The sequence below is a fragment of the Ruegeria sp. B32 genome, from assembly GCF_025141855.1.
Taxonomy (GTDB): domain Bacteria; phylum Pseudomonadota; class Alphaproteobacteria; order Rhodobacterales; family Rhodobacteraceae; genus Ruegeria; species Ruegeria arenilitoris.
On record NZ_CP081106.1, the window covers coordinates 1,197,847 to 1,214,244 of the forward strand.

At 59.2% G+C, this 16,398-nt stretch carries 15 protein-coding genes; 3 read left to right on the forward strand and 12 right to left on the reverse strand.

Annotated features, from left to right (window positions below; translation table 11 throughout):
- Positions 1 to 40 precede the first annotated feature (40 nt).
- Together uxaC and K3752_RS06155 are read left to right on the forward strand one after the other, a co-directional pair.
- Positions 41 to 1,384 carry a glucuronate isomerase gene (uxaC, locus tag K3752_RS06150; RefSeq protein WP_260065583.1) on the forward strand — a complete coding sequence of 448 codons (1,344 nt, stop codon included), beginning with the start codon at positions 41 to 43 and terminating at the stop codon, positions 1,382 to 1,384.
- Entirely contained in the window at positions 1,385 to 2,581 is a 1,197-nt protein-coding gene (locus K3752_RS06155; RefSeq protein WP_260065585.1) for a mannitol dehydrogenase family protein, read from the forward strand.
- On the opposite strand, the gene K3752_RS06160 is transcribed toward K3752_RS06155, so the two are convergent.
- The 10 genes from K3752_RS06160 to K3752_RS06205 all read right to left on the reverse strand — a co-directional run bounded on the left by K3752_RS06160 (position 2,568) and on the right by K3752_RS06205 (position 13,572).
- Positions 2,568 to 3,431, reverse strand: a complete 864-nt coding sequence (locus K3752_RS06160; protein ID WP_260065586.1) for a sugar kinase — start codon at positions 3,429 to 3,431, stop codon at positions 2,568 to 2,570. The genes K3752_RS06155 and K3752_RS06160 overlap by 14 nt on opposite strands.
- Positions 3,428 to 4,309 carry a DMT family transporter gene (locus tag K3752_RS06165; protein ID WP_260065589.1) on the reverse strand — a complete coding sequence of 294 codons (882 nt, stop codon included), beginning with the start codon at positions 4,307 to 4,309 and terminating at the stop codon, positions 3,428 to 3,430. Before K3752_RS06165 ends, K3752_RS06160 begins: the two co-directional genes overlap by 4 nt.
- A 3-nt stretch (positions 4,310 to 4,312) precedes the next feature.
- Positions 4,313 to 5,200 carry an NAD(P)-dependent oxidoreductase gene (locus K3752_RS06170; protein ID WP_260065591.1) on the reverse strand — a complete coding sequence of 296 codons (888 nt, stop codon included), beginning with the start codon at positions 5,198 to 5,200 and terminating at the stop codon, positions 4,313 to 4,315.
- 140 nt (positions 5,201 to 5,340) lie between these two features.
- The gene (locus tag K3752_RS06175; RefSeq protein WP_260065593.1) at positions 5,341 to 6,345 is read right to left on the reverse strand and encodes a Gfo/Idh/MocA family protein; all 1,005 of its coding nucleotides are present in this window, start codon (positions 6,343 to 6,345) and stop codon (positions 5,341 to 5,343) included.
- Positions 6,342 to 7,844 (reverse strand): UxaA family hydrolase, encoded by a 1,503-nt coding sequence (locus tag K3752_RS06180; protein ID WP_260065595.1) that lies wholly within the window; start codon positions 7,842 to 7,844, stop codon positions 6,342 to 6,344. The genes K3752_RS06175 and K3752_RS06180 overlap by 4 nt, the downstream gene beginning before the upstream one ends.
- 24 nt (positions 7,845 to 7,868) lie before the next feature.
- Positions 7,869 to 8,819 (reverse strand): phytanoyl-CoA dioxygenase family protein, encoded by a 951-nt coding sequence (locus K3752_RS06185; RefSeq protein ID WP_260065597.1) that lies wholly within the window; start codon positions 8,817 to 8,819, stop codon positions 7,869 to 7,871.
- Between the two features lie 10 nt (positions 8,820 to 8,829).
- Entirely contained in the window at positions 8,830 to 10,452 is a 1,623-nt protein-coding gene (locus K3752_RS06190; RefSeq protein WP_170403878.1) for a TRAP transporter large permease subunit, read from the reverse strand.
- Positions 10,452 to 11,294 carry a TRAP transporter small permease subunit gene (locus K3752_RS06195; protein WP_174819626.1) on the reverse strand — a complete coding sequence of 281 codons (843 nt, stop codon included), beginning with the start codon at positions 11,292 to 11,294 and terminating at the stop codon, positions 10,452 to 10,454. The genes K3752_RS06190 and K3752_RS06195 overlap by 1 nt, the downstream gene beginning before the upstream one ends.
- 16 nt (positions 11,295 to 11,310) lie before the next feature.
- Positions 11,311 to 12,480: a mandelate racemase/muconate lactonizing enzyme family protein gene (locus K3752_RS06200; protein ID WP_260065602.1), complete on the reverse strand. Its 1,170-nt coding sequence runs from the start codon at positions 12,478 to 12,480 to the stop codon at positions 11,311 to 11,313.
- A 78-nt stretch (positions 12,481 to 12,558) separates the two neighbouring features.
- Positions 12,559 to 13,572 (reverse strand): TRAP transporter substrate-binding protein, encoded by a 1,014-nt coding sequence (locus K3752_RS06205; RefSeq protein WP_093961716.1) that lies wholly within the window; start codon positions 13,570 to 13,572, stop codon positions 12,559 to 12,561.
- Positions 13,573 to 13,770: 198 nt separating this feature from the next.
- On the opposite strand from K3752_RS06205, the gene K3752_RS06210 reads away from it, so the two are divergent.
- Positions 13,771 to 14,421: a GntR family transcriptional regulator gene (locus K3752_RS06210; RefSeq protein WP_170403872.1), complete on the forward strand. Its 651-nt coding sequence runs from the start codon at positions 13,771 to 13,773 to the stop codon at positions 14,419 to 14,421.
- Here the strand turns inward: K3752_RS06210 and denD are convergent.
- Both denD and K3752_RS06220 read right to left on the reverse strand, forming a co-directional pair.
- Positions 14,418 to 15,386: a D-erythronate dehydrogenase gene (gene denD, locus K3752_RS06215; RefSeq protein WP_260065608.1), complete on the reverse strand. Its 969-nt coding sequence runs from the start codon at positions 15,384 to 15,386 to the stop codon at positions 14,418 to 14,420. The two genes, K3752_RS06210 and denD, sit on opposite strands and share 4 nt — an antisense overlap.
- Positions 15,383 to 16,267 (reverse strand): NAD(P)-dependent oxidoreductase, encoded by an 885-nt coding sequence (locus K3752_RS06220; RefSeq protein WP_170442308.1) that lies wholly within the window; start codon positions 16,265 to 16,267, stop codon positions 15,383 to 15,385. Before K3752_RS06220 ends, denD begins: the two co-directional genes overlap by 4 nt.
- Positions 16,268 to 16,398 lie beyond the last annotated feature (131 nt).

A 16,398-nucleotide genomic window follows, 5' to 3' on the forward strand; every position in this document is an offset into this window, starting at 1 on the left:
AGCAGTATCGGAGGCAGAATTGACTGGCAATTTGAATGGGATGGCAGAAGACCTGTACCTGGGCATCAAGGACCTGCCGATCGTATCTCCGCATGGTCACTGCGATCCGGGATGGTTTGCAACCGATGCGCCGTTTCCCAACCCGGCAGAGCTGCTGGTGGTTCCCGACCATTACGTATTCCGTATGCTCTATTCGCAGGGCGTTCCCTTGTCGGAACTCGGTGTTGGGGAAGAGGGGCGAAAGAAGGATCCTCGTGCCGTTTTCCGTACCTTTGCCCAGCACTGGCATCTGTTTCTGGGAACGCCTTCCCGGATCTGGATGAACTACGTGCTGCATGAAACGCTGGGCGTGTCCGAGGAGTTGTCGTCGCGCACCGCAGATCTGATCTACGACAAGATCGCGGAAAAGTTGGCGCAACCCGATTTTCGCCCGAGGGCTTTGTTCGACAGGTTCGGGATCGAGGTTCTGGCCACTACGGATTCGGCTCTCGACACTCTCACACAGCATCAGGAGATCCGTGCAAGCGGATGGGGCGGGCGGGTTGTTCCGACGTTCCGCCCGGACGGGGTCTTGGATGGGACGGACCCGGAGTTCGTGCAGAACCTGAACAAGTTGGCCGAGCTGACAGGCTGCGATCTGGACAGCTATGATGGCTATCTCAACGCACTGCGGATGCGGCGGGCTTATTTCATCCAACTGGGCTGTACCGCCACCGACCACGGTATCGAACGTGTACAGACCGAGTGGCTTGAGGACCCGGATGCGCTGTACCAGCGGCTGAGACGGCGGGAAGGGACCGAACAGGACGCCCGCCGTTTCTATGGGCATATGCTGATCGAAATGGCGCAGATGTCGGTCGATGATGGTCTGACCATGCAGATACATGCAGGCAGCAAACGCAACACGAACAACGCGGTAATGCGGGATTTCGGACGGGACAAGGGGGCCGACATTCCAATCGCGATGGATTGGGTCACGGGCCTTGAGGCGCTGTTGAACCGGGTCGGAAACTCGGCGGAACTGCGCATCATTCTGTTCACACTGGACGAAGGCACCTATGCCCGTGAACTGGCACCAATGGCGGGACATTGGCCGTGCCTTCGGATCGGACCTCCTTGGTGGTTCCATGACAGCCCGGCCGGGATTGCGCGGTATTTTGATCAGGTCGTTGAAACGGCCGGATATTACAATCTGGCCGGATTCAATGACGACACGCGGGCTTTCTTGTCCATTCCTGCACGACACGACCTTTGGCGGCGGGGCGTGGCGATTCATTTGGCCGAGCAGGTTGCGCGCGGTTACTTCGGTCGGGACAGTGCCGAGCATCTTGCTCGGATGCTGGCGGTGGATCTGGCGAAACAGGTTTACGGATTGCAAAGCTAGATGGGAACAATTCTTCACTTCGGCCTCGGCAACTTTGCCCGGGCGCATTTGCTGGACTACACCGATCAAGCGGGTGGATGGGACGTTGTTGGCGTCAGCCTGCGTTCATCCTCGGTTCGGGATGGATTGGCCCGGCAGGGTTTCGAGTACGATCTGTGCGTGCAGGGGCAGGGCGTCCGGCGCATCAAAGCTCTGCGCGACGTTCTGGTCGCGCCCGAGGATCGCGCAGCGATTTTCGATGCGATGACGGATGCCGAGATCATCTCGGCGACCGTGACCGAGAAAGGTTATCATCTTGATGCCGCGGGCAAGCTGAACCTCCAGGACCCGGCGATTGCCGCCGATCTGGCAGGGCAGGGGCCCGCGACTCTGATCGGGTTTTTGGCTTTTGGCCTTGCGGAACGGCGCAAACCTGTGACGGTGCTAAGCTGCGACAATCGTATGGAAAATGGCAAAACGCTCGAGACGGCCGTTTCCGATTTCGCGAAAGCAGCCGGTCTGGACGTCAATTGGGACGCCGTTCGCTTTCCCAACGCGATGGTCGACCGGATCACCCCGGCCACAACGGACGCTGTACGCGCAATCAGCGGCGATCCCATGGCCGTTCCGACCGAGGCGTTCTCTGAGTGGGTGATCGAAGACAATTTTGCCGGACCGCATCCGGATTGGCCGGGCGTGCAATTGGTCGATGACGTGGCCCCGCACGAGATTCGAAAGCTGCGCATGTTGAACGGGGCCCATTCCCTGTTGGCTTATGCCGGGTTGGAGCGGGGCCTGGCCTACGTCCACAAAGCGGTTCGAGACCCGGTTCTGCGCCCGCTAGTTTCCGAGTTGATGAAGGATGCGGGCGCAACGCTGCCCGCCGCGGTGCAAGCACAGGTTCCGGACTATGCCGAGGCTCTGTTGCGCCGCTTTGAAAACCCCGAGTTGGCGCACCGTCTGGACCAAATCGCGATGGATGGAAGCCAGAAGCTGCCCTATCGATTTGTTTCCACACTTCGTGAGACCGGCTCTCAGGCGGTGATCGCGGGGATGCGGGCCTGGGTCTCGTATTGCATGTCCGAGACCGCCAAAGGTCGGGCGCTGAACGATCCTTGCGCGTCGGAAATCGCTTTGGCTGCCAAGCAGCCAGATCCGCTAATGCCGCTTTTGCGTCTTGTCGGAGCCGAGGATCTCGCGCCGCTTATCCGGGAATGATCGCGCCGCGGAACTGAACGACGGTGGATGCCAGATTGTGTCCAGCCATCAGGGCCTCGGCCTGTGTTTTTCCCGTCAGCAACGCCGCGAGGTAACCACCGTTGAAACTGTCGCCTGCCGCGGTCGTATCCAGCACGTTTTTGGCAGGCTCATAGGTTTGGTCAATGCTCTGACCAATGGACAGGGGGCCATTCTCTCCGCGCTTCAACGCGCCGATTCCGTGATGACCCGCAAAGCGCGCCGCCACCTGTTCGGCGCTTTCCCCGAACAGTGCCATCTCGTCGTCGATGGATGGCAGGGCGATGTCCGCACGCCACCAAAGCCGTTGGTTGATCTGCCGGGCGTGTTCAACGCTATCCCAAAGACGTGGACGAAAGTTGCTGTCATAGACCAACCGGACTGAAGCGCCGTCGAGCCAGTCAAGAAGCGCAAGCCTTACCGAATGCGGAAGAATGGCCACGGAAATCCCCGACAAGTACAGCACGTCATAGCCGTTCAACGAGCTAAAGTCGTGATTGGCAAAAAGCTGACGGGCGGCCGCTTCGCTGCGCCAATAGGTAAAGCTGCGTTCACCGTCCGCAGAGGTCGTGATCGCGTACAGGCCCGGAGAGGCGTTCGGAATGATGCGGATGCCGGATGTCCCGATACCATGGCTGGCGATGAAGTCCGCGATGCGCCCCGAGAACGGGTCGTCGCCCAAACATGTCACATACTCCACCTGCAGGTCAGGCGCTGCGCGGTGCATGTAGATGGCCGTGTTCAGCGTATCGCCCGCGACACCCACCTTTGCGCCGGTTTCCAGCATGGACAATTCAATCATTGCTTCGCCGATGCAGGCAATTCGCGTCATTTCTTTTCTCTTTTCCAGATGATGAGACCGGCAACCATGATCAGCGCAGCCCCTGCCAACGTGAATGCGTCCGGTACCGTGTCAAAGAACAGATAACCCCAGATCGCAACATATATCAGGAACGAATAGGTAAATGGCATCAGTTGGTTCGCCGTTCCGAACCGATGCGCGTTCGTCAGCAGTTGATGCCCGCACCACCCAAAGACGCCAAGACTGATCAGGACGATCATGCTCCACGTGTTTTCCGGTTGGATCCAAAACCAGATGGCGAAAGGCAGCAGGACCACTGTACCGGTAAGCCCGAGGTAGAATTGCATGGTGTCCACGGCAACAACCCCCGACAGCCTGCGCGTCATGATCGAGTACAAGGCCAACGCGGTGGCATTGTAGACGATCAGCAGCATGGTCGGATGAAATGCCGAACCAAACGGCCGCACGACAACCAACACCCCCAGAAAGCCCAGTACGATAGCCGCCCAACGCCATGGTCCCACGCTTTCTTTCAACACGAAGACGGACAAAAAGCACACGATGACCGGGCTTGAGAACATGATTGCCGACACGACGGTCAGAGGCAAAAACCGCAGGGCATAAAAATTGAAAACGGTTGCTGAGATCAGCAGCAAGGCCCGGCTAATGACCTGCCATGGATGGTCGGTCTTGAACCGGCTGGCCTCAATCCCGCCCTTGGCGATCACGCCCACTGAGATCACGAAGTGCCCTGCATAACGCATGAACGCCAGCTGAAATGCCGGCACGCCGGCCAACGCCAACCATTTGGCCCCAAGGTCCACCAGCGAAAAGAACAGCCACGCCGTCAGCATCAGCACGATGCCAAGGCGCGGCAGGTCCGCGTTGGGGTTGGCGGTGACGGCCATAGATCAGGTGTTGAAACGTTTGACGTAGTAGTCAACCATCTGGCTGACCATGTCATCCGCCTGACCGTGGTCGCGCGCGTCGTTCAGCGCGGAAAGTGCGCCCTGTGACATCACGCTGGTAACGCCGGCCTCGCGTGCCATTCGATCATAGTACCCAAGGTCTTTTGCGGCGTTCTTGATGGCAAAGGCCAGCTGGTTTGGATCATTCTCGACACCGTAGGCTTTGACGAAATCCATCATTCCGGAATGCAGCGGCCCTGCGGCCATCACCTCGTACAGCTGCTTGCGGTCAACGCCGGTGATGTCGGCCATGGCAAAGGCCTCGGCCATCGCGTTCGCAACGGTCATTCCGAAGAAGTTGTTGATCAGCTTGATCGTATGTCCCGATCCGACAGGACCCAGGTAGAAGACGTTTTCGCCCAGATCCTTCAGTGTCTGCTCGGCCTTGTCGAAGGCAGCCTTGTCGCCGGACGTCATGATGTTGAGCTTGCCTTCCAGCGCATGCGACGGTGTTCGGCCAAGTGGCGCGTCAAGGTAGCTTCCGCCGGCTGCGGCAACCTCCTCGGCCAGGGCGCGTGTACTGCCCGGAAGCGAGGTGCCAAAGTCGATGACGATCGCCCCGGGCTTCAGTCCCGCGATCACTCCATCAGCACCGCGCATACGGCCCTCGACCTGCTCAGACGTTCCCATGCACAGCATCACGATGTCGCTGGCCTGAGCCAACTCCCGCGCGTTTTGCGCCTCGCGGGCGCCCCGGTCAATCGCGGCATCCAGATGTGTGCGGTCGCGGTTTCCCAACACCGTGACCGAGTATCCCTGGTCCAACAGCCGGCTCACCATGGCTCCGCCCATGAGTCCCAGGCCGATAAACCCGATTGATGGTTTGCTCATTGGTTTCCCTTTCCGTGAAAATGTCTGGTTATCATTCTTGTGTCTGTCGCGGGCGGATTTGCAGTCTGATTGCGCATATTGCCCGGGGAATAGTCATTGGTCTTTTGAATGGTCCGAAATTTTGCTCTGCCGCGTCTCAGTCAGGCCGGCGCCCGCGCTCGAGCGGTTCGCGCCTTCAGCTCCTGTTCGATGCGTGATGTGACTTCGAGCGTCCGGGCTGCATCCCCGACGTCGATCAAAGGTGGGGCGCCATCGATCACGTCAAGGAAGTGATCCAGTTGCGCCTCCAGCGGTGTGCGTGTCTGGTCCGGCCTTGGAAGTTGGTCTTTTTGGGCTGCAGTGCCCCAATCCTGTCCGCGCCACAGGGTCATGGATGGAAAACTGAAGGCGCCCCTGGTTCCCGTGATCCACATCATGTCCTGGCGGGTCGTGCCGATGTTCGGATTTTCGCCGGTTCCGGCTTCAAACCCCCAAGGGCTGGGCGCGGTGTCGGCAAAGCTGATGGTACCCGTCGCGCCGTTTTCGAATGCGATCGCGACAGCGCCGCTTTCGATCCGATCCGATCCGCGGATTGACGCGCCGGGCAGGGCGACAACCTCCGAGATTTCTCCGATCACAAAGCGCAGGACATCGATATCGTGCACGAGATTGATCATCACCGGGCTGCCATCGGAAGTCCGCCAGTTCTGTTCAAAATAGCTGTCGGGTTTACGCATGGCCCACAGCAACGAGACGTTGATGACTTGTCCGATCGTACCTTGCGCGATCACCTCCTTCAGGTGCTGCAAGGTTGTGTGGTACCGCCTATGTTGGCCGACCAGGCTGCGGACATTGGCCTCGCTAACGGCCGTCTTAAGGCGCAGGGCATCATCGACCGACGCGGCAACCGGCTTTTCGATCAGCATGTGCCAACCACGGGACGCGGCCAGAATGCCATGTTCGGCATGCAGGCTGGTCGGCGTCGCGATGATGACACCATCCACTGTGTCCTGCACCTCGTCCATACTGGCAAAACGCGGCGCGTCGATCTGGATCGAGCCATCCGGATCGGCCAACCCGACCAACGTGCAGCCGGGATGCTCAATGACGGCGCGGACGTGGCGGATACCGATCAATCCGCCGCCGGCTACGAGGATCTGTTTCACATCACCGCTCCGATCTGCCAGGGAACGAATTCGTAATCACCCAAGCCCTGTGCCTCGGACTTGGTTCGCGCGCCGGAGGCGACTTGGAGCAGCCGTCGGTATATCTCCTGTCCTTTTTCTTCGACGCTGACGCTTTTGGTCAGAATGTCGCCCGCGTCCACGTCCATGTCTTCGGGCATACGCGCCGCCAATTCGGAATTGGTGGCGATTTTCAGTGTTGGTGCCGGTTTGGACCCAAAGGCCGACCCGCGCCCCGTGGTAAAACACACAAGGTTGCACCCGGCCGCGATCTGGCCGGTCACCGAGGCCGGGTCGTATCCGGGGCTGTCCATGAAGGTGAAGCCTTTGGCGGTGATGGGTTCGGCGTATTTGAATACACCGGTCAAAGGGGTGGTTCCGCCCTTCGCCGCTGCCCCCAGCGATTTCTCGAGGATGGTCGTCAGACCCCCTTGCTTGTTGCCGGGGCTGGGGTTGTTGTCCATCGAACCGTGATTGCGGGCGGTGTAGTCCTGCCACCAATCGATCATTCCGATCAGTTTTTCCCCAGTTGCGCGGTCAAGGGCACGGCGGGTCAAAAGATGTTCGGCTCCGTAGATTTCGGGCGTCTCCGCGAGGACACCCGTGCCATCTTGAGCGACCAACAGGTCGCAGGCATGTCCGAGCGCCGGGTTCGCCGTCACACCGGACCAAGCGTCCGATCCACCACATTGCAGCGCAACCATCAGTTCAGACGCCGGGGCTTCTCTGCGCTTTGCCTCATTGGCAATGGGCAGCATCTGGTTGATCTTGCTGATGCCCATTTCCACGGTCCGACGCAACCCGGCAACGTTTTGGATGTTCATCGTCTGGAAGGTTGGACTCTGCTTCAACCCATATGCGTCCAGCAGCCAGTCGATCTGGTTCATTTCGCAGCCCAGACCGACCATCAGAACGGCAGCGTGGTTGGGATGTTTTGCAAACCCCCACATGACCCGTTGAAGAGCTTCGAAACCGTCGCCGGAATCTGCCATTCCGCAGCCCGTTCCGTGGACAAAGGCCATCACGCCGTCGACATTCGGATACGCGGCAAGCTTGTCCGGCGTAAAGTGGTTAGCGATCATGCGGGCCGCCGTAGCAGAACAGTTCACGGTGGTCAGAACCGCAATGTAATTGCGCGTGCCGACCCGACCGCTGTCCCGATGGTAGCCCATGAACGTATCGACCGAGGTGGCGGGTCTCATAGGCCTGTGATCCGTCGCAAACTCATAGTCCACGCTGGTGTTTCGGAACTCGACATTGTGGGTGTGTACATGATCGCCGGGTTCGATCGGTTGGGTGGCGTAACCAATGATCTGGGCGTATTTTCTGACCGGATCGCCGGGTGCAAGGGTCGCCGTGGCGACCTTGTGGCCCGATGGGATGCGCGCATTGGTCGTGACGCCTTCAACCACGCTGCCGGCCTCCAGCAGCCGAGTTGCAACCACCACACTATCCGTTCGATCTAAACGTACAAAAGTCATAATCAGCTTTCCTGGCGGCTGCAGCTAGGCGCAGAACGGCGAGTCCGATGTCCACCGGTGAATATCTATATGCGGCTGTCCAGACAGCCTTGCTCGTGCCGCCTCCCAATTGGATTTGCAGACACGCCAATCCCGCAGTTCGGATTCGGGGCGCGATCTGGACCTTGCGATGAAGCTGGGGAAATGGTCTCGACCGGTGGGTTGGCCTGCCGCACTGAAGCGGATGTCGAACGACCAGCGGAACCGGTCCGTTTCGTTGACCAGCGACGCATGTGGCGTCAGAGGGTGAAACAGGATGATCCCGCCCGCCTTGACGGGCAAGGGCACGGCTCGGTCTTCGTCAATGAACCCGTTGGCAATGCCTGTCTGCGTCCGCGCGCAATGCGGCAGGATGGATTGGTCCTTTGCCTTAGGCAGCACTTGCAGGCAGCCGTTCTCGATCGTTGCATCGTTGACGGCAATCCAAACCGTGACCATGTCGGTCTGGTCCGCATCCTCCAACGCAACTGCCCGGTCCTGATGCCAGTCCGTTGCGGTTATATGCGCCCGTACCTCGTCCTTGGACAGCTTGAGGGCAGGGGGCTTCAGCCGAACGTGCTGGATCGGATTGCTGACCAACTCTGGCCCGATCAACTGCTCGACGATGTCTAGCATGGGCCGGGCCGTCAGCAGGTCGAACACGGCGGGTCCAATATGGAACGGTGTGTCAGCCATGATCCGGTCGCCGGGCAATGAGATGTCCAGCGGCTGGAAATAGTCGCAACCGGCCTGATAGGCGGACAGAAGTTTGTCCCAGAAAGTCATTCGTGAAGGTTCGTCCTTGACCAGCCCTTTTTCGTACCAACCCTCATAGAGCCGGTTCAGGACATCCGAGTATTCGGCTTGCACCCGATCAAGGACGTCACCGGGAATTACATCCTCGACCACGAGGTATCCGTCCGTCTGGAACTTGCCAATCTGATCTTGTGTCAGCATGGGTTCGACCTCACAACAACAGCGCGATGATGCCCGGCCAGATCAGAAGAACGGAAAGCGCCAGCAGCTGGATCCCGATGAATGGCAGGAAGCCGCGGAAGATATCCGTCAGGCTGATATGCGGCGGGGCCACCGATTTCAGGTAGAACGCCGCCGGGCCGAACGGGGGCGACAGGAAGCTGACCTGCATGTTCATACAGAACACGACGCCGAACCAGATCGCGACATGGCTGGGCTGCAACTGGCCGATGAGTCCGATTTCCTCGATGGGAAGGCGCAGAACGATCGGCAGAAAGACCGGAATGATCAAAAGCACGATGCCGACCCAATCCATAAACGCGCCCATGAACAGCAGGATCAGCATCATAACCAGAATGACCAGCATCGTCGGCAGGTCCTGCCCAACGATCAGATCGGCCACGTATTGGGGCCCGCCGGCAATGGTGTAGGCACCCGCCAGCGCGGCGGCGCCGATGGTGACCCAGATGATGGTGCCTGTGGATTTGAGCGTTCGCATCAAGCTGTCCCAAACCAGCTCGAACGATCCTTCGCCCCGCAGGATGGCGATGATCAGAACGGCGAAGGCGCCCATGCCTGCTGCCTCGGTGATGCCTGTGATCCCGCCATAGATCGAGCCGAGAACGACGCCGATGACGACCAGCGGCGCGACGAGGCCTTTGCCCATTTCCCACCCGATTTTGGCGCGCTCTCTGCCAAAGACGAAGAAGATCAGCAGAAGGGCGACGATCGTAATACCGGCAAACCAGGGCAGGTAGTCAGCTGTCCCCAATCGCGCGGGCTCGCCTTGGCTGGCAGCGTTCGAGCCGGAAAGCTCGAAAAACGCGGCCCGGATAAACAGAACGGTGGAAAATCCGGCGACGACGATGCTCATGAAGGCGGCAAACAGTTTGCGCTTTTCAGCCGGTTCGGGGTCGCTCGGGTCCGGTTCCGGAAGCGGCGCGTGGTGAGGATTCAACTGCGTGCGGATGATAATGTATAGGATGATCATCGAGGCGAGCATGAAGCCCGGAATAAAAGACGCGGTGAACAGCGACTTGATCGAGGTTTCGGTGATCAGCCCATAGATGATCAGAACGATCGAGGGCGGGATCATGGTCCCCAGCGACCCCGAGGCGCAGATGACGCCGATCGCGAGGTTCTGATCGTAGCCGAGGCGCAGCATCTGGGGCAGGGCGATCAGGCCCAGCAGGACCACCTCACCGCCGATGATGCCGGACATGGCTGCCATGATCACCGCCATGATCGAGGTCACGATCGCGATGCCGCCACGTGTTCTGGACAGCCAGACATTCAGCGACGAATACATGTCGCGCGCGATCCCGGATCGCTCCAGCAGCGATGCCATGAAGATGAACAATGGCACGGATATGAGCACGTAGTCCGTTAAGAGCCCATATATCTTCTGCGCCAGAATATAGAGTGGCCCAGTCCCGGGGCGTCCGGTCAGAATGCCATCGCCGAATGAAAACGGGTTCAAAAGAAGTGTCGGCTCGAACTTCAGAACAAGAACCAGAACCGCAAGCGAGGCCGAGGCCAGACCCAGGGGCATCCCGATCGCCAAAAGCACGATCAGGGCGACCATCAGAATGAGTGAGATCGTTCCAATATCCATTAGTCTTGTCCCACCGCTCGTTTGATCATTTCAATTTCGTCTTCGTCCGGTTCATCCGTGTGGATTTCCGGTTCTTTGTTCCAATCCGCGATCAGGTTCAGAACGGCCTGCATGGCGACCAGGGTGATCACGATCAGAACCATGGGCTGCAACGTCGCCGGGATCGGCGGGTTGAAGGCCGAGCCATAAAGCTCCCATTTGTAGAGTTTGTTGACGAAAACCTGCTGATAGCTGCCGTAGACCAGAAAGAACGCGAACATCACGATCAGGATGGTCGAGATCGTGTCGAACACGCGCTGCAACCAGCGAGGAACCGCATCATACAGCAGAAAGATCCGGATATGGCTGCGTTGCTGCATGGCATAGTAGCCGGACATCAGGAACACGAAGCTGGCGAACCACAGCGTCATCTCGTTGGCCCATTCGGTCGGCTTTTCGAGGATGTAGCGCATGAAGACTTCGTACAGCATCACCACCGTCATGATGGCGATCATCATCATCGTGACCCGGCCGATGAACAGGGCGAAGCGGTCCATCGCAGTCGTGCCCTCGTATTCCATCGCTGCCGGCTGGACGGTCTTGGTTCCGATCACCGCAAGGATCGGCAGCAGTATCAGCGCGCCGATATCGACAATATCGACAAATCCGCCGAAAACCCCGGTCATTTCGGGCGTCACGTCGCTGCGCAGATAGATTTCCGTTACCTGGCTTTTCAGAGATTCGGACGTGTAGGGCAGCCAGTCCAACAGGAAGGCCGGCAAATGCCAGACGAGCCAACTGGCCGTCGCGACGAAGGCGAGCGGGATGAGCCACTCCAGTATTCCGCCTGAGTTTTTTTGCATCACGTAGCCCTCGTCCTTATCCGTCGATCCGGTGGTGATCGATAAATTCCAGGTCCGGCTCGACGCCCAATCCGGGGCCGGTCGGGATCGTCACGCGGCCGTTGTTGGCCTTGACTTGTTTCTGTATCTCCAGCGGAACGGTCAGCAGATCGTCGCGGAATTTGTTGTCCGTGGTGTCGAATTCCAACATCGGTTCCCACGGGTGCAGACCGCCCGGCATTGCCGGCATTGCCGCGAGCAAATGCAGGTTGGTGGCCACAGCAACCGCACTTCCCCAGACGTGATTGACGACCGGGGTGAAGTGCGCGTGGCACAGCGCAAGTACCTGCAGATACTCCGAGATTCCGCCCAACGCGCACACTTCGGGCTGAGCGATATCGACACTGCGGTTTTCGAGAAGCGCGCGCCATGCCCAGCGATTGAACACAGCCTCGCCGCCCGAGATATTGACCTTCAGCCCCGCGCGCAGTTCGCGATAGCCGTCAAGATCCTCAGGGGCCACCGGTTCTTCAAACCAATAGGCGTCAAGCTCTTCCAAGGCACGGCCCACATAAAACGCGTCCGAGGTCGTGTAGGCATGATTTGCGTCGACCATGAAGGGGAAGTCGTCTCCAACCCCGCGACGCACCGCCTCGCAGAGCTGTACGTCCGGTTTGGGTCCGAACCCGGTCTTCATCTTGGTGGCGACAAACCCCATGTCCCTGATCGTTGCGGATTCGTCCTCGAACCGGGCGGCAAGGTCGGCGATCGGCTCATCCCGCAGCATCATCCCGTAGCCGTAGCAGGGAACGCTTGTACGATGCGCCCCGCCGATGAGTTTGTGCAGCGGCAAACCGGCCACCTTGCCGACGATGTCCCAAAGGGCGATGTCCACGCCGGACAGCGCCTGTATCGGCATTCCGCCTTGCCCATGATCTCGCAGAAGGTTGTACACCTTGTGCCAGATCACGTCCTTGTCCAAAGGGTCCAGCCCCAGCACCATCGGCTGGATAACCTGTTCAACGATGGATTTGTTGGCTCTTGCTACGTTGCCGGGGCCAAAACACTCTCCCCAGCCGGTCACGCCTTCGTCGGTTTGAACCTCGACCAGATGGGTTGTGCGCTTGTCATAATACTGCTGCGAATACCCCAGGACTTCGGGCATCTCGTACTGCAGTACATGGCTGGTGATCTTGATGATTTTCATGAAATGCAGGGTCCCGGGCACATTCGGAGAGGCCGTCAGCACGGCCTTTCCGATTGTCGTTGAATGGCCGAAGCCCGATTATTGCATTGCGCCCAGATCGCGCAGGAAGTTGATGTGGCTTTCCAACAGCGCCTTGGCCTCCGGGGTCGTGGCGAACTCGGTCCACCCGACCTGAACGGCTGCGCGGTAGGCGGCCAGATCTTCCGGCGACCACTCATACAGCTGAACGCCTTTGGCCTTCAGGTCCTTGGCGGTCTGAGCGTTCTGCACTTCGTTGATCGTCGCATTGTGCAGCGCCAGGCTGTCCATCGCGACTTCCATGATCTTTTTGTGATGTGCAGGCATCGCGTCCCAAACGTCCTTGCGGCAGGCCAGGTGGTCTGCGGGCATCGAGTGGAAGCCGGGATAGTTCGTGTGACCGGCGATTTCGTACAGACCCAGCCCCACGTTGTTGGTCAGGTTCGCAGCATCCGCGCCGTCGATGATGCCGGTTTCCAGAGCGGTGAAGATTTCGTTGAAGTCCATCACGATCGGCGATGCGCCCAGCTCGGCAAAGACCTTGGTGGCCAAGCCCGGGGGCGAACGGAATTTCCAGTCTTTGAAGTCATCAACCTTGGCGATCGGCTTGGTCGAGGCCAGCGATTCCGGTCCCGGGATCCACCAGCCGATGAATTCCATGTCGTAGCCGTTGTACAGGTCATTGACCGCATCTCTGCCGCCACCGTGCAGCAGCCATGCCATTTGCTGATAGGGGTTCTGGTAACCGCCCAGCAGATCGCCCGCGAACTGGAAGGCCGGGTTTTTACCGGTTTGATAGCCGCCGCCGGTCATGTCGCAGTCGAGGATGCCTGTCGCCGCGGCATCGAAGGTTTCGACCGATTTGACCACCGAGGACGAGTAGAACATCTCGACTTCGATCTCGCCGTTCGACATTTCCTGGATGTCTTCGACGTATTTTGCCGCCATCTGCCCGGACAGCGTCTCGGGCGAGAAATGGGTTTGAATTCTCAGCTTGGTCGTTTCAGCCACCGCGAAACCGGCCGCCATCGTCGTTGCTACGGCCGCAACAGCCGCTGTCTTGACTATTTTCATATTGTCCTCCCAGACGTTGAGCAGTGCGCCGGGTAGGAGATCTTGCCGCCTCCCTTGTCGACACGCTGCTAGACGTTAAGCGGTCGAATCGAATGCAACAAGTAAAATATGAAATTTTCAAGAATTTCGAGATTCTTGCAATAAATCGAAAATACGACTAGGACACTAAGTGGCCAGACCTGAAAGGTGCAAACCGGAATGAATGAAGAAGTAGATATTTATCAGCACCTTAAAATGCGTCTGATCTCGAACGGATTCGAGCATGGTGCCAAGGTTCGGGCCGAAGAGTTGCGCAAGGACTATGGGTGCTCGGCCAGCACGGTTCGCGAAGTTCTTTTTCGGTTGTCATCGGTGGGTTTGGTGGACTTTCAGGAGCAAAAGGGCTTTCGCGTCCCGAGGCGTTCGCCGCAAAAACTGATCGAGCTGACCCACATCCGCGTTTTGCTGGAGGGAGAGGGCACCGCAATGTCGATCCGCAACGGCGGGGTGGATTGGGAAGCCAGACTGACCGCGGCGCATCACAAGCTGAGCCATATCGAAAAGCGCATTCATGCCACCGACGACCCCAGCGAGCTGATCGAGATCTGGTTTGCTTCGGAAAAGGAATTCCATCAAACGCTGATCTCGGCCTGCGGATCGGAAACGTTGAAGCAGATGCACGGCCGAATTTACGCGCAATTCCGGCAGCAGCTGATGGTGGCGGACCGGCGGTTCGAGTTCATCTCCGAGAACATCCGGCATCACGCCGACATCCTCGAGGCCGCATTGTCCGGCGATGAGCAACTGACCAAGCAGAAGATTCATGACCACCTCAAGCGCCATCTGACAGGCAAGACGATGGGCGACTAAGCGCGGAAGTCATCCTCAAGATAAACGCGGATGATGTCTTCAAAGCTCGACTCTGCGCGGAAGCCCAGCTCAAGCGCGCGGTCGGTTTGAAAGTCGCGTGGCCAGCCTTTCACAATGCGCTCTATGTCCGGGTCGGGAACATGCTTTATCAGGTTGACCGCGTCTTGACCGGCGACAGTGCGCAAAGCTTCGATCTGTTCGGCGACCGTACAACTGATGCCGGGCATGTTCAGGGCGCGCCGGTCGTTCAGCAGCGTCGCATCAAGATCGGCCGCGTGGGTCAGAAATCTTGCCGCTGTCCGAGGGCTGGCGTGCCAATGGCGAACGGTGTCGTCGACCGGCAGAACCGCCTCGAGCCCGTTCAGGGGCTCTCGTATGATACCCGAAAAGAAGGAGGACGCGGCGGCATTTGCTTTGCCGGGCCGCACGCACAGCGTCGGCAGCCGCAGGGAGATGCCGTCGATGTATCCTTTTCGACTGAAGTCGGAAATCATCAACTCGGACGCAGCCTTCTGCGCCCCGTAGCTGGTCAGAGGGGCGCACAGGAATTCATCGTCGATCCTTGCGGGGAAAGGGGCGCCAAAGACGGCTATGGACGAAGCGAAGACCAGCCGCGGGCGGTAGGTGCCGCTGGTGGCGTCATGCTCGTCTTTCAATGCGTTCAGCAGTGCCCAGGTCGTCATCAGGTTGACGTCCCAACCAAGGTCAAAGTCAGCTTCTGCCTGACCCGAGACAATCGCGGCCAGATGAAAGATCACGTCAGGGCGCTGAGCGGCCAGAAGCTTGGCCGAGTTTGGGACCGCGATGTCGCCAACGATTTTTTCTCCCAGTGCACCCTCGGCCGGAAATGAAAGGTCGAACAATGATACACGGGCGTCCGGGCCAAAGGTCTGTTCGGCCGAAATGTGATGCGCCAGTTTCTGCCCCAGCATTCCACCGCCGCCGATGATGAGGATATGCGTCACGACATGCCATTCCGTTTTCTGAGTTCGAGGTAGAGCGCAGAGTGATCCAGCTCGGCCCCATCCATTTCGTTTATCAGGTATTCGAACCGGTCGCGTACGGCTTGCGTATTCGGCAGTTCCAGGCCCAGACCGCGCGCCTCAGCCAGGGTATTGTCCAGATCCTTCAGCTGAAACTTCGAGAGTCCGCCGGGAACGAAGTCCCGGTTGGACATGCGTTCCCCGTGCTGCTGCAGGATCACGCTGTCGGCAAACCCACCGCGAAGCGCGGCGCGCAAAGCAGCCGGGTCTGCGCCACCTTGTTCGGCCAGCAGGGTTGCCTCGGCAACGGCGGAAATCGTGACGGCCACGATTGTCTGATTGGCCAGTTTGCACAACTGTCCGGCGCCGCTGGGGCCGACATGCACGGGGCGCCCCATGGCGGAGAGGATTGGCAGGACCTCCCGCATGACCTTCTCATCGCCGCCCACCATGATCGCCAGCGAGCCCGCCTCGGCCCCCTTGGTGCCACCGGAGACTGGGGCATCCAGATGCCGCAGGCCGAGGGTTTCGAGTTGGGCCGACTGCGCGCGGGCATGTTCAGGCTTGGCGCTGGACATGTCGATCCAGACGGCACCAGGTTTCAGCTGGTCGCAGAAAGAAGGGTCTTCAAGCAGCGCGCCGGTTGCGTATCCGTCGGCCAGCATGGTTACGATCACATCGGCTTGGGCAACCGCGTGGGCCGGGGTGTCTGCAACCGCGGCACCTTGGTCCGCCAATGGCCGTGCCTTTTCGGCGCTACGGTTCCAAACGGTCAGGGGAAAGCCTGCCGCAAGCAGGTTTCGTGCCATCGGCGCCCCCATTAGGCCGGTGCCCAAAAGGGTCACTTTGCGCTGTTCACTCATGCTTGCTTGTCCTCCTTCGGGCCGCACCACGCATGGTTATAGCCAAACCAAAATCTCTGTCATACGCTAACGGCATCAAGTTCCTGCGCCAAAGCCTGTCGCGTTTCCGTGCAGAATTTTTTGGTGCTGCC

Coding starts and splice junctions, on each gene's coding strand:
- uxaC (WP_260065583.1), top strand. CDS start 41: ATGGCAGAAGACCTGTACCTGGGCATCAAGGACCTGCCGATCGTATCT.
- K3752_RS06155 (WP_260065585.1), top strand. CDS start 1,385: ATGGGAACAATTCTTCACTTCGGCCTCGGCAACTTTGCCCGGGCGCAT.
- K3752_RS06160 (WP_260065586.1), bottom strand. CDS start 3,431: ATGACGCGAATTGCCTGCATCGGCGAAGCAATGATTGAATTGTCCATG.
- K3752_RS06165 (WP_260065589.1), bottom strand. CDS start 4,309: ATGGCCGTCACCGCCAACCCCAACGCGGACCTGCCGCGCCTTGGCATC.
- K3752_RS06170 (WP_260065591.1), bottom strand. CDS start 5,200: ATGAGCAAACCATCAATCGGGTTTATCGGCCTGGGACTCATGGGCGGA.
- K3752_RS06180 (WP_260065595.1), bottom strand. CDS start 7,844: ATGACTTTTGTACGTTTAGATCGAACGGATAGTGTGGTGGTTGCAACT.
- K3752_RS06185 (WP_260065597.1), bottom strand. CDS start 8,819: ATGCTGACACAAGATCAGATTGGCAAGTTCCAGACGGACGGATACCTC.
- K3752_RS06190 (WP_170403878.1), bottom strand. CDS start 10,452: ATGGATATTGGAACGATCTCACTCATTCTGATGGTCGCCCTGATCGTG.
- K3752_RS06195 (WP_174819626.1), bottom strand. CDS start 11,294: ATGCAAAAAAACTCAGGCGGAATACTGGAGTGGCTCATCCCGCTCGCC.
- K3752_RS06200 (WP_260065602.1), bottom strand. CDS start 12,480: ATGAAAATCATCAAGATCACCAGCCATGTACTGCAGTACGAGATGCCC.
- K3752_RS06205 (WP_093961716.1), bottom strand. CDS start 13,572: ATGAAAATAGTCAAGACAGCGGCTGTTGCGGCCGTAGCAACGACGATG.
- K3752_RS06210 (WP_170403872.1), top strand. CDS start 13,771: ATGAATGAAGAAGTAGATATTTATCAGCACCTTAAAATGCGTCTGATC.
- K3752_RS06220 (WP_170442308.1), bottom strand. CDS start 16,267: ATGAGTGAACAGCGCAAAGTGACCCTTTTGGGCACCGGCCTAATGGGG.